This window comes from Spongiibacter sp. UBA1325 (assembly GCF_002306875.1).
GTDB classification, from domain to species: Bacteria; Pseudomonadota; Gammaproteobacteria; order Pseudomonadales; family Spongiibacteraceae; genus Spongiibacter; species Spongiibacter marinus.
Window position 1 is genome coordinate 338,972 of the sequence record NZ_DBTD01000006.1, and the last position, 14,643, is coordinate 353,614.

14 protein-coding genes are annotated in these 14,643 nt (G+C 55.4%); 12 read left to right on the plus strand and 2 right to left on the minus strand.

Translation table 11 applies throughout. The features are described from left to right. Positions 1-17 precede the first annotated feature (17 nt). The 3 genes from lysS (at position 18) to B3K78_RS07425 (ending at position 4,017) form a co-directional block, all read left to right on the plus strand. Complete coding sequence (lysS, locus tag B3K78_RS07415; protein WP_286694929.1) at positions 18-1,532, plus strand: lysine--tRNA ligase; 1,515 nt, start codon at positions 18-20, stop codon at positions 1,530-1,532. Between the two features lie 148 nt (positions 1,533-1,680). After that, positions 1,681-2,334, plus strand: a complete 654-nt coding sequence (locus B3K78_RS07420; RefSeq protein ID WP_286694930.1) for a Crp/Fnr family transcriptional regulator — start codon at positions 1,681-1,683, stop codon at positions 2,332-2,334. A gap of 105 nt (positions 2,335-2,439) precedes the next feature. Next, positions 2,440-4,017: an acetylxylan esterase family protein gene (locus B3K78_RS07425; RefSeq protein WP_286694931.1), complete on the plus strand. Its 1,578-nt coding sequence runs from the start codon at positions 2,440-2,442 to the stop codon at positions 4,015-4,017. 11 nt (positions 4,018-4,028) lie between these two features. Here B3K78_RS07425 and xseA read toward each other — a convergent pair whose 3' ends face one another. After that, positions 4,029-5,378: an exodeoxyribonuclease VII large subunit gene (xseA, locus tag B3K78_RS07430; RefSeq protein ID WP_286694932.1), complete on the minus strand. Its 1,350-nt coding sequence runs from the start codon at positions 5,376-5,378 to the stop codon at positions 4,029-4,031. A 110-nt stretch (positions 5,379-5,488) separates the two neighbouring features. Between xseA and guaB the strand changes: the two genes are divergently transcribed. The 4 genes from guaB to B3K78_RS07450 all read left to right on the plus strand — a co-directional run bounded on the left by guaB (position 5,489) and on the right by B3K78_RS07450 (position 9,508). Continuing rightward, positions 5,489-6,955 (plus strand): IMP dehydrogenase, encoded by a 1,467-nt coding sequence (gene guaB, locus B3K78_RS07435; protein WP_204995692.1) that lies wholly within the window; start codon positions 5,489-5,491, stop codon positions 6,953-6,955. 78 nt (positions 6,956-7,033) lie between these two features. Continuing rightward, positions 7,034-8,617, plus strand: a complete 1,584-nt coding sequence (guaA, locus tag B3K78_RS07440; protein ID WP_286694933.1) for a glutamine-hydrolyzing GMP synthase — start codon at positions 7,034-7,036, stop codon at positions 8,615-8,617. 121 nt (positions 8,618-8,738) lie between these two features. Then, complete coding sequence (locus B3K78_RS07445; RefSeq protein WP_204995747.1) at positions 8,739-8,984, plus strand: TIGR03643 family protein; 246 nt, start codon at positions 8,739-8,741, stop codon at positions 8,982-8,984. A gap of 107 nt (positions 8,985-9,091) precedes the next feature. Then, positions 9,092-9,508 (plus strand): DUF3465 domain-containing protein, encoded by a 417-nt coding sequence (locus tag B3K78_RS07450; RefSeq protein ID WP_286694934.1) that lies wholly within the window; start codon positions 9,092-9,094, stop codon positions 9,506-9,508. A gap of 3 nt (positions 9,509-9,511) precedes the next feature. Here B3K78_RS07450 and B3K78_RS07455 read toward each other — a convergent pair whose 3' ends face one another. After that, a complete protein-coding gene (locus B3K78_RS07455; protein ID WP_286694935.1) occupies positions 9,512-10,351 on the minus strand; it encodes a type 1 glutamine amidotransferase domain-containing protein in 840 nt (279 codons plus the stop codon). A gap of 220 nt (positions 10,352-10,571) precedes the next feature. Between B3K78_RS07455 and B3K78_RS07460 the strand changes: the two genes are divergently transcribed. From B3K78_RS07460 to B3K78_RS07480, 5 genes are all read left to right on the plus strand, one after another. Next, positions 10,572-11,435 carry a prenyltransferase gene (locus tag B3K78_RS07460; RefSeq protein ID WP_286694936.1) on the plus strand — a complete coding sequence of 288 codons (864 nt, stop codon included), beginning with the start codon at positions 10,572-10,574 and terminating at the stop codon, positions 11,433-11,435. A gap of 23 nt (positions 11,436-11,458) precedes the next feature. Beyond that, positions 11,459-12,241, plus strand: coding sequence for a DUF6920 family protein (locus B3K78_RS07465; RefSeq protein WP_286694937.1), 783 nt, complete (start codon positions 11,459-11,461; stop codon positions 12,239-12,241). 120 nt (positions 12,242-12,361) lie between these two features. Further along, positions 12,362-13,621 carry an esterase/lipase family protein gene (locus tag B3K78_RS07470; RefSeq protein ID WP_286694938.1) on the plus strand — a complete coding sequence of 420 codons (1,260 nt, stop codon included), beginning with the start codon at positions 12,362-12,364 and terminating at the stop codon, positions 13,619-13,621. A gap of 109 nt (positions 13,622-13,730) precedes the next feature. Beyond that, complete coding sequence (locus B3K78_RS07475) at positions 13,731-14,129, plus strand: GFA family protein (RefSeq protein ID WP_286694939.1); 399 nt, start codon at positions 13,731-13,733, stop codon at positions 14,127-14,129. Positions 14,130-14,259: 130 nt separating this feature from the next. Next, positions 14,260-14,631, plus strand: coding sequence for a methyltransferase family protein (locus tag B3K78_RS07480; RefSeq protein ID WP_286694940.1), 372 nt, complete (start codon positions 14,260-14,262; stop codon positions 14,629-14,631). Positions 14,632-14,643: the final 12 nt, after the last annotated feature.

A 14,643-nucleotide genomic window follows, 5' to 3' on the forward strand; every position in this document is an offset into this window, starting at 1 on the left:
GACCAAAGGAAACACAGATGTCTGAACAGCAGAACGACACGCAAGCCCAGGAAGCCGGGCAGGAAGAAAATCGCCTGATTGCTGAGCGCCGCGCCAAGTTGGCGGCGATTCGCGAAAAGCGCAATGCCTTTCCTAACGACTTCCGACGCGATGCTTACGCCCAGCAACTGCAAGAAGAGCTGGGTGAGCACGACAAGGCGGCGCTTGAAGCGCTGGACAGGCATGCCGCGATTGCCGGTCGTATTATGGCCAAGCGTGGCCCGTTTATGGTGCTGCAAGATATGTCTGGCCGAATCCAGACTTATATCGATAAGAAAAAACTGCCTGAAGCGCTGACTGAAGAGATTAAAAGCTGGGATATCGGCGACATTATTTTTGCCAAGGGGCCGGTGCACAAATCTGGTAAGGGCGATCTGTATGTGTATATGGAAGACGGCGGATTGCTAACCAAGTCGTTGCGTCCACTGCCCGACAAATTCCACGGCCTTCAAGACCAGGAAATGCGCTATCGGCAGCGCTATGTCGACCTGATTATGAACGAGCAGTCGCGTCGCACCTTCGCGATTCGTTCTAAGATGATCAGCTCGATCCGTAATTTTTTGCAGCAGAAAGACTTTGTCGAAGTTGAAACCCCGATGATGCAGGTGATTCCCGGTGGTGCCACTGCGCGGCCGTTTGTGACGCATCACAATGCGCTCGACCTCGATATGTACCTGCGTATTGCGCCCGAGCTTTATCTCAAGCGCTTGGTGGTTGGCGGGCTCGAGCGGGTGTTTGAAATCAACCGTAACTTCCGCAATGAGGGCTTGTCGACGCGCCACAACCCCGAATTCACTATGATCGAGTTTTATCAGGCCTATGCTGACTACAAAGACTTGATGGACCTGACTGAGGCAATGTTGCGCCACGTTGCTCAGGAAGTATTGGGCACCACGTGCTTGCATTACCAGGGCAGCGACTACGACTTTGGCAAGCCGTTCACCCGACTGTCGGTCTTTGATGCCGTGCTGCAATACAACCCGTCGATCAGCGCCGAGCAGTTAGCCGATATGGAGCAGGCCAAAGCCATTGCCAAAGGCCTTGGCATCGAGGTTAAGGACTCCTGGGGGCTGGGCAAGATCCAAATTGAGATCTTTGAAGAAACGGTTGAACACAAGCTGGATCAACCCACGTTTATCACCGAATACCCCACCGAGGTATCGCCGCTGGCCCGTCGCAGCGACGACAATCCCTTTGTGACTGACCGGTTTGAGTTTTTCGTGGGTGGTCGCGAGCTCGCCAATGGCTTCTCCGAGTTGAATGACGCAGAAGATCAAGCTGAGCGATTCATGGCGCAAGTGGCCGAGAAAGATGCCGGCGACGACGAAGCAATGCACTACGATGCTGACTATATCGCCGCCTTGGAATACGGCCTGCCACCGACCGCTGGAGAGGGGATAGGCATCGACCGACTGGTGATGCTGTTTACCGATTCGCCGTCAATTCGCGACGTTTTATTGTTCCCCCACATGCGTCCGGAATCACAAGGCTAAGCCCTAGGGTGCCGGCTTGCCGGCACCCACTCCTTCCCATTGCTTGCACTTTGCGACCTGATTCTCAGCGATAACTTCAAGCTAGACAGCAACTTGCGCAGCTATGCTATAGTGTTGCCAATAAAAATTTTGGGCCTGGAGTGTGGCAATGAGTATCGAAAACGTAGATCTGTTTGACGGTTTGTCGCCAGATGAACTCAAGCTTTTGCGCGATACCAGTATTCTTCGTGAGTTTGCAAAAAACACCGTACTGATTCACGAAGGTGACGTGGCGGACTCTCTGTATGTCGTCGAAACCGGCCGGGTAAAAGTCTACTGCAGCGACAAAAGTGGTAAAGACTTTGTGCTGAATATACTTGAGTCGGGCGACTATTTTGGTGAGCTGGCCCTGCTGGACGATGATCGCCGGTCGGCGTCGGTACGTGCCATGGATGCAACGCAGGTGCGCATTATCTACAAGGAAGATTTCAAAGCCATTATGGATATGCATCCGAACATCACTCGTATTTTGAACAAGAATCTGACGCGCCGTATTCGCAAGTTAACCAATGATGTGAAAAGTCTGGCTTTGCAGGACGTCTATGGCCGCGTGGTGAAGGTGCTCACCGGATTGGCCGAGCCCCACGGTGAAGAAGGGCAAATGAAGATTAATGAGAAACTCACCCAACAAGAGATCGCCGACAGAGTGGGCTCGTCACGGGAAATGGTGGCGCGTATTCTCAAAGACCTGACCATCGGTGACTATATCGAAGTGGAAGGTCGACATATCATTCTCAAGAAGAGGCTGCCAGAGAGCTACTAGGGTCTGCTCATATTCACCAGGATGATGAGCTCGATGCCAGCGGCGCCCATAGTGGCGCCGTTTTCGTTTCTGTTGCAGTAAAACAAATAATAATCAGGGGGTAATATGCGGGGCTTAGGAGCAATACCGCTCGCTTTAATCGTGGTGATTGTCAGTGCCTGCGGCGGTGGCAACAGTGGGTCGTCGCCCAGCCAGGCTGAGCAGGGGGCGGCGAATCTTATACAGCGCCACAGTGTTGATACACGCTGCGATCTTGCGGCCTATCCGTCGGCTGACTGGTTGCAGTGCGAGCTGGAAAATCATGCGCGAACGCTGGAGGCCAATGTCGAGCAGCTCGCCCCAGGTTTTGTTATTCGTTCTCAAACGCAGGAAAACGCTAACCGCTTGGCGATGCTAGCCCGCATTGCCGAGGACCCGAGCTGGAGCTTGCCACCCACTCAGGGCACCACGCCGCTTACGCCGCTTTGTTCTGCAGGAACGGGGCCCTGCGTTGGTGACCCGTTCCGCTACCCCGGTGTCGATGGCCCGGATGGTCGGACCTTCTACGAGCAAGAAGCCGTTGTCGAGCCCGTCGTCTATTACGATGAAGGGTGCGCACGCATCAGCGGGCGGGTGTGGCGGCCACGCGCGCTGCAGGCTGGAGAGCGGGCGCCTGTTGTCGTGATTAAAAATGGCTCCGTGCAGGCAGGCGAGCAGCTTTACTGGTGGGCGGCGCAGGCCCTAGTGCGAGCGGGGTATGTTGTACTGACCAGCGATCCTCGCGGGCAGGGCGCGTCGGACATGGCAACGCCAAATTCGGCGGAGCAGGGCGGCAACATTAATGGCCATGTGTTTTACCAGGGCCTGGTCAACGATATCGACTTTATTTTATCGCGCCCAGCGCTGCACTACCCCCATGAAGTGCGTTGCGCGGGTAGTTACCCAACCGAGACTCGCGCGTTTAACCCCTTTCACGCCTTTGTCGACCGTGAGCGCATTGGGATAGCTGGACACTCCTACGGCGCTGCTGGTGTGACCTGGGTGCAGGCCTACGGCGCGCCGGGTGCTGAAAACTGGCCGGGTCTGCTGAGCTCGGAAAACCCGGTCGATGTGGTGGTGGCCTGGGATGCCCTGGGTTATACCGACACTGGCAATAACGCCACCATCACCAGTGTGCAGCTGCCGCCTGGCAGTACCAATGCCATTACCGACGCCTTCGGTGGTAGTGACTTCCCGGCAGTGGTTGCCCACAAGCCTGCGCTGAGTTTTAAGTCGGAATACGGCTTTACGCCGATACCATTGGTCACCGATCCGGATCGGGATGGGCATAAAAATGCCTTTAAACAATGGCAGGCGGCGTCTGTTCCTGTGGTGAGTGTCACTATTGCCGGTACGACGCACTTGGATTACTCATTGGGGCCGACCTTGCCCGCAAGTTCTTGGTGCCCAAGTACGGATAATAATCGCTGTGAGGGCGGTTGGGCGCGCCCGATGATTACCGAATACACTGTTGCGTGGTTTGATCGATGGCTGAAAAAGCGGGGAGAGCCGGGCTATGCCCAGGCGGAGGCGCGCCTGTTAGATGACGCGCGCTGGGCTGAACGAATGAGTTTTCACTTTGCTTCCGCCCGCGACTTCCCTTTGCGCAGCGGTGAAAGGGAGTCCTGTGAAGATATCCGTTTGTTATGCGGGAGCGGCGAGTAACCCCCGTCGGCTCACTCGCTATCATCCACGGTGAGGGCGACTTGCCCCTCGGCGAAACGCCCGCGCAAGCGCTGCCCTTGCTGAAGATCGGCGGCGCGTCGTACTGCCCGGCCTTGTTGGTCGAGAACAATCGCATAGCCACGGCTAAGCGTCTGCTCGGGGCCCAGTTGTCGTAACTGGGACTGCAGTGCCTGTAATTGTTGTGCGCGGCGTCGCATTTGCTCTTGTACGCTGCGCTGCAGCCTTGCTTGAAGTTGTGTCAGGGCATTGAGCCGTGTCGCTTGTTGCCGATCGGGGCTGAGCAGCAGCATTTGTTGTTGTAGGCCCGCGAGACGCGCCAGGCGTTGGCGCTGGCTACTTTGCCACTGGCGTCGCAGTCGCATTTCAAGTTCATCCAGCCGTTGCGCTTGCTCTCTAAGTCGGCTCCGTGGGTCGCGAATGCGTCGGTTCAACTGTTGTAATTGTTCACGCTGATGCTGAAGGCGTCGCCGCTGCGCCCGAACCAGGCGGCCGCGCAGCAGCTGGACCTTCGAATTGATCTCGCTTTGATCAGGGCTGAGTAATTCCGCCGCAGCCGACGGCGTTGCGGCGCGCACATCCGCGACAAAGTCGGCAATGCTGAAGTCCACTTCGTGCCCCACGGCGCTCACCACAAGCAGTTCCGATTGGTAGATGGCCTCGGCCACCACCCGCTCGTTAAAGGGCCAGAGGTCTTCCAGTGAACCGCCGCCGCGTGTCAGCAGGATCAAGTCGAAGTTATGCGACGCTGAACGGGCGAGCTGATTCGCGTGCGCGATGGCACGTTGTATTTGACCGGCCGCCTGCTCGCCCTGCACCAGCACAGGCAGCAGGGTGACCTTCATTGCCGGCCAGCGCCGGTTGAGCACTGCGACAATATCCTGCAGGGCGGCGCCTGTGGGTGAGGTGATAATGGCAATGTGCTTGATAGCCGGCGGCAGGGGCTTTTTCAGCGCCGGGTCGAACCAGCCGGCTGCCTGCAGTTCTGCCTTGAGTGCTTCGAAGGCCGCTGCCAGCGCACCGGCACCGGCGGGCTGCATGTGCTCGACAATAAGCTGGTAGTCGCCGCGCCCTTCATAGAGGCTGACTTTACCGCGAACGACCACCTGCTGGCCCGGTTGCGGTTGAAAATTCACCCGCATATTGCGGTTGCGAAAGAAGGCGCAGCGGATCTGTGCGCGCTCATCCTTTAGCGTGAAATACCAGTGACCGGAACTGGGGCGCGACAGGGTGGAGAGCTCGCCAGTAACACTCACCTGAGCGAAGCAATCTTCTAAAAGTTGCTTGGCGAGGCGGTTGAGTTGGCTGACGCTGAGCTGTTGTGGGGGTTCTTGTGTAGTCATTGCGCAATCATATCAAGATATAGCGCTATTGCGGGGTCAAATTGGTTTACTCGGGGGCTGTCATCACTTAAAATTGCCAAGATTCTAGCCACCGGCATTGGAATCATTCTATGTTACGTATCGCACAAGAAGCACTGACCTTCGACGATGTTTTGCTTCTTCCCGGCTACTCCGAAGTAACCGCCAAAGACGTCAGTCTACGCACTCGACTCACTCGCAATATTACCCTCAATATTCCTCTGCTTTCTGCTGCAATGGATACGGTCACCGAAAGTGGTCTGGCCATTGCGCTGGCGCAAGAAGGTGGTATCGGCATCATCCACAAGAGCATGACCATCGAACAGCAGGCTTACGAAGTTCGAGCGGTGAAAAAACATGAAAGTGGTGTGGTTAAAGACCCGATTACTATCGATGCGGCGGCTCCCATCAGTGAACTGTTTGAGCTGCGTCGCCGTCACAAAATTTCCGGCGTACCGGTGCTCGATAAGGGCGACTTGGTAGGTATCGTCACCAGCCGTGACGTGTTGTTCCAAGAGCAAATGGATGTGCCGGTCTCAACCATCATGACCCCCAAGGCCAAGCTGGTAACGGTTAATGAAAACGACGATATGTCGGTGGCCCGGGAGTTACTGCACAAGCATCGCATTGAAAAAGTTCTGGTTGTGAACGATGCCGGCAAGCTGACCGGGATGATCACCGTTAAAGATATGAACAATGCGCAAACCTACCCCCTGGCCTGTAAAGACAGCTCTGGCCAGTTGCGGGTGGGCGCCTCTGTAGGAACCAGTGCTGATACTGACGACCGCGTGGCGGCGTTGGTTGCTGCGGGCGTGGATGTACTCGTGGTAGATACCGCTCACGGGCACTCGAAGAACGTACTTAACCGGGTTAAGTGGATTAAACAACACTACCCTCAAGTAGATGTGATTGGCGGCAATATCGCCACTGGCGAAGCGGCTTTAGCCCTGCTGGAAGCCGGTGCCGATGCCGTGAAAGTCGGCATTGGTCCTGGCTCAATTTGTACCACGCGAATTGTCACCGGCATTGGCGTTCCGCAAATCAGCGCTATTGCCAATGTGGCGGCGGCACTTAAAGACAGCGGACTGCCGCTGATTGCCGATGGCGGTATCCGCTTTAGTGGCGACCTGTCAAAAGCCGTCGCGGCGGGCGCCAATGCGGTGATGATGGGCTCAATGTTTGCCGGCACAGAAGAAGCGCCGGGCGAAGTGGAGCTCTTCCAGGGCCGCACGTACAAGTCTTATCGTGGTATGGGCTCGCTGGGCGCCATGACCAAAACCCAAGGCTCCAGTGACCGTTACTTCCAGAGCGCTGAAGACGGCGCGGAAAAGCTGGTTCCCGAAGGTATTGAAGGTCGCGTTCCCTATAAAGGGCCGCTGGCGGCTATCGTGCATCAGCTGATGGGCGGTTTGCGCAGCGCCATGGGTTATACCGGCAGCGTGGACATCGAGACCATGCGCAGCAAACCACAGTTTGTACGTGTGACGGCTGCAGGCATGAATGAGAGCCACGTTCACGATGTTAGTATCACCAAAGAAGCACCAAACTACCCGACCTGAGTGTCGTAATGGGGCGCCGCCTGCGGCGTCCCCGTCCCACCTTTTACACTACCCCTCAGTCTGAATAGAGAGAACGCCGTGTCCAGCCCCGATATTCATGCCCACCGAATTCTGATCCTTGATTTCGGTTCTCAGTACACGCAGTTAATTGCGCGCCGTATCCGCGAAATCGGCGTGTACTGTGAGATTCGCGCCTTCGATATTGAAGACGCAGAGATCGATGAATTTCGTCCATCGGGTGTGATCCTGGCCGGTGGCCCCGAGTCGGTGACCGCGGCAGGCTCGCCGCGTGCGCCGCAGAAAATATTTGAGCTGGGAATCCCAGTACTGGGGATCTGCTACGGCATGCAAACCATGGCCGAGCAGTTGGGTGGCAAGGTCGAAGCGTCGCCGGTTCATGAATTTGGCTACGCACAAATTCGAGTGGAAACGCGCGGCCAGTTAACGGCTGATATTGCCGACCACATGGACAGCGAGTCGGGTAAGGCGCTGTTGGATGTATGGATGAGCCACGGTGACAAAGTGGTGGCGCTTCCCGACGGGTTTGAAGTATTGGCGTCGACACCATCGTGCCCCATTGCCGCCATGCAGTGCGAAGAGAAGCGGTTTTACGGTGTGCAATTCCACCCGGAAGTAACGCATACCCTGCAGGGCCAGCGTATTTTTGAGCACTTTGTACTCCAGCTTTGTGGATGCGAGGCCTTGTGGACGCCGGCAAATATTATTCAGGACGGCATTGAGCGCGTACGTGAGCAAGTGGGCGACCAAAAGGTCCTGCTTGGCCTCTCTGGCGGTGTCGACAGCTCGGTGGTCGCGGCGCTGCTCCACAAAGCGATCGGTGAACAGCTGACCTGTGTCTTTGTTGACAACGGTCTGCTGCGTAAAAATGAAGGCGACCAAGTCATGGAAATGTTCGCCAACAATATGGGTGTTAAGGTCATCCGTGTTGACGCCGAACAAACCTTTTTAAGCAAATTGCAGGGCGAGGCCGACCCCGAGAAAAAACGTAAAATTATCGGTAATACCTTCATCGAAATTTTTGACGAAGAAGCGGCCAAGCTTAAAGACGTACCGTTTTTAGCTCAGGGAACCATCTATCCCGACGTTATTGAGTCGGCGGCATCAAAAACCGGTAAAGCCCACGTCATTAAATCTCATCACAATGTCGGGGGCTTGCCCGATGATATGGCAATGGAGTTAGTCGAGCCGCTGCGTGAGCTGTTTAAAGATGAGGTGCGACGCATCGGTTTGGAGCTGGGCCTGCCCTATGACATGGTCTATCGCCATCCATTTCCCGGCCCTGGCCTCGGCGTACGTATTCTCGGCGAAGTTAAAAAAGACTATGCCGATGTGCTGCGCGAAGCTGATGCCATCTTCTTGGAAGAGCTTCACAAAGCCGACTGGTACCACAAAACCAGCCAAGCCTTCGCGGTATTTATCCCCCAGAAATCGGTGGGTGTCGTCGGTGACGCGCGTCGTTACGAATGGGTGATTGCACTGCGAGCAGTGGAAACCATCGACTTTATGACCGCCCGCTGGGCGCACCTGCCTTACGAGCTACTGGAGACGGTTTCCAATCGCATCATTAACGAAATCGCCCATGTCTCTCGCGTGGCCTACGATGTGTCGAGCAAGCCTCCTGCAACGATTGAGTGGGAGTAAGTTCGTTTTGTGATGGCGGCACGGGCGGGCTGTTCCGCTAGTGCCGCGGTTTCGTTAGCTCGGAAATCCATTTGTTGCTAAACAGCTTATAAGCAAAACCTGTCTGTTGGTCTTTGCTACTATGAGCCCTCAAGATTTATCGCGTATTATCGAAATGGCCTGGGAGGATCGGACTCCCTTCGAGGCGATAGAAAACGACTACGGTTTATCAGAGGCGGCGGTAATACAGCTGATGCGGCGCTCCCTGAAGCAGTCTTCGTTTCGTCTCTGGCGCAAGCGTGTCTCCGGTCGTAAAACCAAGCATGCTAGTTTGCGATCACCGGCGGTGACTCGTGCGTACTGCCCAAGTCAATATCGGCATCGCTAAGTGAGTACGGTGATAATTGTGGCGTTTGCGGCTGTGTATACTGCGTTTTGACAGACTTCTAGCCACCAGGGCTAGCCCGAGAGGATGGATTCGTAGGGGGAGAGCACATGCGTTTGATATGGGTGCTGGTGTTCGCGACGGTTGCACTGGCCTTTGGCTTTTCTAACAACACCAATGACGTTGCACAGGGTAGCGATGAGCGATTTCTTCACGCCTATGAGAATCGCCAGTCGAATTTGCAACTGTCTGGGCAGGGCGTGGTAGAAAAGTTGTTAAGCGATGATCTCGACGGCAGTCGCCATCAACGGTTCATTTTACGTCTAGCTTCCGGGCAGACTCTGCTCGTCGCACACAATATTGATCTTGCACCGCGCATAAACGACCTTAAGGTCGGTGATATGGTCGCTTTTTATGGCGAGTATGAATGGAATCGGCGTGGCGGGGTCATTCACTGGACGCATCAGGACCCGAGAGGCAAGCACCCCCACGGTTGGTTGAAACACCGCGGGGTGACCTATCAGTAAAGGCTATTTCGAGTCCATTTGACGCTGTTTGTGGAGCAATTCCATTAAGGCAAATGCGACCTCTGAACCGGCATTTTGGTTCTGCCCGGTAACCACTATACCGTCGACCACAACGTGATTGGCGAGCAGGTCGTAGAATCTTGTGCTGGATTCAAAGGCCGCACCAGCAGCTCGTAATGCAGACTCTGGGTGTTGTGGCGTTTCGGTGATACCGAGCTCTTCGATTTGTTTGTCGGTAACGGCGGTGAGCGACAAGCCTTCTACCAGCAGCTTGCCATCAGGGCGCCGTGCCTTTAGCAGGCCAAGCGGACCGTGGCACACTGCGCCAATGGGCGTTGCGGCGGCGTAAGCTTGTGTGATTTTTTCACCGAGTACCTCCGAGTAACCCAGGTCATATGCAGCGCCCCAGCCCCCAGCTAAAAAGACAATATCGTAGTCACTAATATTGACGTCGGCGATCGCGATGGAGTGCTTAGCTTTTTGTTGGAACTCGGCATCGTGAAGATAGCGTTGGTCATCTTCAGAGATGATGTACCACTTAAAGGAAATCGGGTCGATGGGAACCTCGCCACCGTCAATACTCGCCATATCCACAGAGAGGCCATGCTCAGTGAAGCGGTAGTAAGGCGCGGTCATTTCTGAGCCAAATACGCCAGTGGCTTTGCCACCCTCGCCAAGGGTTGCTTGGCTAGTGGTAATAATTAGCGCTTTGGCTTGCGGCAGGGGGGCCACATTCGCTTCGTAGTGTGGGTGGTAACCCATTAGGTTGAGAGGGGTGTGCGTAGCACAGCCACTGAGTAGCAAAACAAAAACAGCGGCGAATAATCGCAGGGTGAGTGTCATGTTGTCTCCTGTGGAGCGTGTAACGGTAGTCGTAGTGGCGAGCGCGAGGAGGCTAACGTGTATGGTTTGCTGCTTCAAACCCCTAATACAAGTTATGCTAAAGGCTGTGCAGCAGCGCACATTGCTGAGGTGATGTGACGAGCTTTCGTTGCGCAGCTTTTGGAATTAGCGAGGTTAGGGAGTGACGATGCATCAACGATTTCAGGCGGTAGGACAATCAATGCGCTTGCCATTTCTGGTTCTCACGCCGGTGTGCCTACTGCTGGGCTACGCGAGTGCGAGCCTCCGGTTGGCGCGCGTCGACTACTTCGATTTTAGCCTAGTAATGGTCGCGGGACTGGCCGCACATATCAGCGTAAATCTCTTCAACGAGTTTTTTGATTTCAAAAGTGGTTTGGATGCAAAAACTCAGCGAACGCCCTTCAGTGGCGGCAGTGGTTCGCTAGTCGTCCAGCCTGAAGCGGCAGCAGCCGTGTTGTATGCCGCGTGTTTCTGCCTGGCCCTGACAGTATTGATCGGTGGTTATTTTGTTGCGGTAACTGGCTTTGCGCTGCTGCCACTTGGCCTTGTGGGAGTTGCCACAATTATCAGCTATACCCAGTGGATTAATCGCCACCCTTGGTTATGCTTGCTTGCACCTGGCTTGGCGTTTGGCCCGCTTATGGTGATGGGAACGGATTATGTTTTAACAGGGCAATATTCCTACACGGCTTTTTACCTTTCGCTGTTGCCGTTTTTTCTAAGCAACAATCTACTTTTACTCAATCAGCTGCCGGATATCAGCGCCGATGAGTCTGTGGGCCGCAGGCAATTTCCGTCGGTCTATGGTGTGAAGGCAAGTATTGGCGCGTACGGGGCATTCATTGCGGCTAGCCTGATAACGGTTCTGGCCGGCGTCACTCACCTCGGCCTGCCGTTTGCGTCGCTGCTTTGTGTGATTCCTCTACTGCTTGCGCTGCCGGTACTGCACGGACTTCGGCATGGTTTGCCAACGCCAGCCGGTTTAACGCGAATACTGGCAATGAATGTGGCGTTGAGTCTGCTGACGCCGCTGGTATTTGCCGTTTCGATTATTATGGGCTAGAGGCTGCCGGGAGGCTTGAGAGTATGTTTGCTTTTACAGCGAATGCCCGCCGTCGGCAGCTGTTAAATGCCGCTGCGTCTCATAAAAAAATGCCGCACTCGCGACCAGTAGACGCGGCCTTGCCTGCGGTTGTCGAGCGCTATTTTGATCGCTGTTTTGGGACTGCATCCCGCGACTACGCCGCAGTGCGATTACAACAGCGTGGGCGTTTGCGCAGCGATGTGAACCGTCAACGTTGGTGGGTATTCTCTGCACAGCAGCACTCCACATTGGTGTTTCCGGGCTTTGACTGGCAGGCAACATTGCAATTGGCCTTCGGGTTGACACTAAAAATTCGCGATAGCTACTACGACGGCGCGGCCTATTCCAAGCTGAATTTTATAGGGCTGCCTTTGGCCCACGCCGGCGGTAGCAATGAGCACGCCGAAGCAGCGCTTCAACGGTATTTGGCTGAAGCGGTTTGGTACCCACAGGCGCTTTTACCAAGCGATTGTCTGGTGTGGCAGGAGGGGGAAAAGGGCTCGGCTGTCGCAGTACTCAGTGATGGCAGCCACACGGTGAGCATGCGCTTTCACTTTAATTCTGAAGGGGAGGTCGCGCGGGTGTCCACCCCCGAACGGTTTTGCTGGGTTAACGATGGCTATGAGAAACGCCCCTGGGAGGGACGCTTTTGCCATTACCAACGCCGGTCAGGTATGTGGGTGCCGACGTCTGCCAGTGCCGCTTGGCACGTCCCTCAAGGGGTGGAAGAGGTTTGGCAAGGTGAGTTGACGGATGTGCAGTATATTTTACAGGCTGACTTATAATATACGAGTGTATATACAAATGTATTGACACTTGTCGGTCAAGGCGTATAGTCGCAGTGGTCAATTATTGAGCAAAGTGGTGTAGCAAACCATGCAAGTGACCACTGAAGAGAGCAGGCAATGAAAACAGGAAAAGTCCTCCACGGCGCGGCGCGGCTCGCTTTTGATAGCGTAGACGGTGTGAATACCATCGTAGAGCAGATGTACCGTAATATCAGCGCGACACCGCTGCCATTTGGTCGCGCGCCAGAGGGGCCTGCTCCCGGTATTGCGGGCTTGGTGCATCGAGTGATTCGCGGCGTTAACGGCGGGGTTCGCAGCACCACTGATGTGGCGCTGTCACCACTGACAAATTATTTAGATGGACACTTTCCCCCCGGGCCGCATCGAGCGGCAGTGATTGCGGCGCTTAACGGCGTATGCGGTGACCACTTGCATCGCAGTGGCAACCCCTTAGCGACCCCAATGACGCTGAGAGTGATGCTGGGCCCGGACGCACCGCCAAGTGATGTCCCTGGCGCGGCATTATTTGAAACCTGCCGCAGATCCGTTGAGATATACCCCAGTGCCGCGGCCCTGAGCGACAGCGAGTTTACCGCGGGTGGCCATATTTTATTGCTGGCCCATGGCCTGTGCATGAATGAATTGGAGTGGACAGCGAAGCAGCACAACCACGGACATATGCTGGCTAAGGAGTATGGCTACAGTCCGGTGTTTGTGCGTTACAACAGCGGTAAACATATTTCACAAAATGGGCGTGAGCTTGCCCAACACCTTGAGGGGCTTGTCGAGCGCTGGCCTGTTCCGGTTCAGTCGATAACCGCCTTGGGCTTCAGCATGGGCGGGCTAGTACTGCGCAGCGCAATGCACAGCGCTCTTGAACACGCGCAGCGGTGGCCACAGCTTTTGGATAAGGTGGTGTACATAGGTACACCTCACCACGGCTCTGCGTTGGAGCGGGGCGGCTATTGGCTGCAGAGAGCAATGGCATTCAGTCCCTATACTGCGCCGCTTGCTGCGCTGGGCCGCATTCGCAGCGACGGTATTACAGACTTGCGCCATGGAAATATTGTCGACGCCGATTGGCAGTTGTATGACGAACATCAGGACAATGCCGATCATCGGGTGCCGCTCATGCTTCCACCAGGCATTGACCATTACGCGATTGCCGGGACACTGTCTCGGTCGTCGGCGGGCTACCTGCAGCGCAGTGATGGTTTGGTGCACCCCGATAGCGCTTTGGGGAGACACCCGCTGGGGGCAAAAACGCTAGGCTTTGCCGCAGACCGGCAGCGGGTGTTTTGTCAGCTGGATCATTTGAGTATGCTCAGTGACGCTCGCGTTGCCGACCAATTGAAAGAGTGGCTGCGCTTAAGTTGAACTGGGTGGCCTTGAACTAATTGGCCTTGAAATGAACGGTCTTGCGCCGAGTATTGGAGCCGGCGGTATTTATGTGCCCCCGCCCCGCCATAACAAAGGGAGTGTTGTGATGATAAGTGGGTCGTGCCTGTGTGGCGAAGTGCAGTACACAGTCGAGGGAAAATTCGACCATTTTTTCCTGTGCCATTGTCGCCATTGCCAAAAGGATACCGGGTCAGCCCACGCGGCAAATCTGTTTTCCCATGGCGGGCAGCTAACGTGGCGTCAGGGAGAGGCATTGGTAACGAGCTTCACCTTAGCGGGGAGTCGTCATTGTAAAAGTTTTTGCAGTCGTTGTGGCTCGGCGCTGCCATCGCTGCAGCTTGAGGGGGAGCTGTTGGTGGTACCAGCGGGAAGCGTAGATGAGCCGCTACAACAGCGCCCCAATGCCCATTTGTTTACGCGTAGCCGCGCGTCCTGGGATGCCGATTTAGAACAGTTGCAGGCGTTCGAGACGCTGCCGGGGTAGAATACGTCGCCATAATCTCTATCACGAAGTATGATATTGAGTGAAAGGCTTAGAGAATAAGATACCGCCGCCAGCAGTGGCCCTATTGGTGGCCACTGCTATGTGGGGGCTCGCTGAGGCGACGCCGAATATGCCCGTTGATAACACGACGAGGCTTGCTCTGGTGGCTCTGTGTTATTTGCTGGGCGCTGGATTCTCTCTCGGTGGGGTGATGTCATTCCGGCGCGCAAAAACGACGGTGAACCCCTTGAAGCCTGAATCGGCCTCGGCACTGGTCGACACAGGCATTTACCGCTACACCCGCAATCCAATGTATGTTGGCTTTGCGTTATTTTTGTTGGCGTGGGCAGTGTTTTTGTCGTCGCTGTGGGCCCTGTTGGGACTGCCGCTGTTTATTGCCTATATTCAGCATTTCCAAATTCGCCCGGAAGAGCGCGCTTTAGAAGGGATTTTTGGCAGTGAATTCTTAGACTACAAACGCCGGGTTCGCCGCTGGTTGTAGCGGTGTTGTCGC

Bases quoted from the DNA above. Each gene is read 5' to 3' on its own strand.
- lysS (WP_286694929.1), top strand. From the start codon at position 18: ATGTCTGAACAGCAGAACGACACGCAAGCCCAGGAAGCCGGGCAGGAA.
- B3K78_RS07420 (WP_286694930.1), top strand. From the start codon at position 1,681: ATGAGTATCGAAAACGTAGATCTGTTTGACGGTTTGTCGCCAGATGAA.
- B3K78_RS07425 (WP_286694931.1), top strand. From the start codon at position 2,440: ATGCGGGGCTTAGGAGCAATACCGCTCGCTTTAATCGTGGTGATTGTC.
- xseA (WP_286694932.1), bottom strand. From the start codon at position 5,378: ATGACTACACAAGAACCCCCACAACAGCTCAGCGTCAGCCAACTCAAC.
- guaB (WP_204995692.1), top strand. From the start codon at position 5,489: ATGTTACGTATCGCACAAGAAGCACTGACCTTCGACGATGTTTTGCTT.
- B3K78_RS07445 (WP_204995747.1), top strand. From the start codon at position 8,739: ATGAGCCCTCAAGATTTATCGCGTATTATCGAAATGGCCTGGGAGGAT.
- B3K78_RS07450 (WP_286694934.1), top strand. From the start codon at position 9,092: ATGCGTTTGATATGGGTGCTGGTGTTCGCGACGGTTGCACTGGCCTTT.
- B3K78_RS07455 (WP_286694935.1), bottom strand. From the start codon at position 10,351: ATGACACTCACCCTGCGATTATTCGCCGCTGTTTTTGTTTTGCTACTC.
- B3K78_RS07460 (WP_286694936.1), top strand. From the start codon at position 10,572: ATGCGCTTGCCATTTCTGGTTCTCACGCCGGTGTGCCTACTGCTGGGC.
- B3K78_RS07465 (WP_286694937.1), top strand. From the start codon at position 11,459: ATGTTTGCTTTTACAGCGAATGCCCGCCGTCGGCAGCTGTTAAATGCC.
- B3K78_RS07470 (WP_286694938.1), top strand. From the start codon at position 12,362: ATGAAAACAGGAAAAGTCCTCCACGGCGCGGCGCGGCTCGCTTTTGAT.
- B3K78_RS07475 (WP_286694939.1), top strand. From the start codon at position 13,731: ATGATAAGTGGGTCGTGCCTGTGTGGCGAAGTGCAGTACACAGTCGAG.
- B3K78_RS07480 (WP_286694940.1), top strand. From the start codon at position 14,260: ATGCCCGTTGATAACACGACGAGGCTTGCTCTGGTGGCTCTGTGTTAT.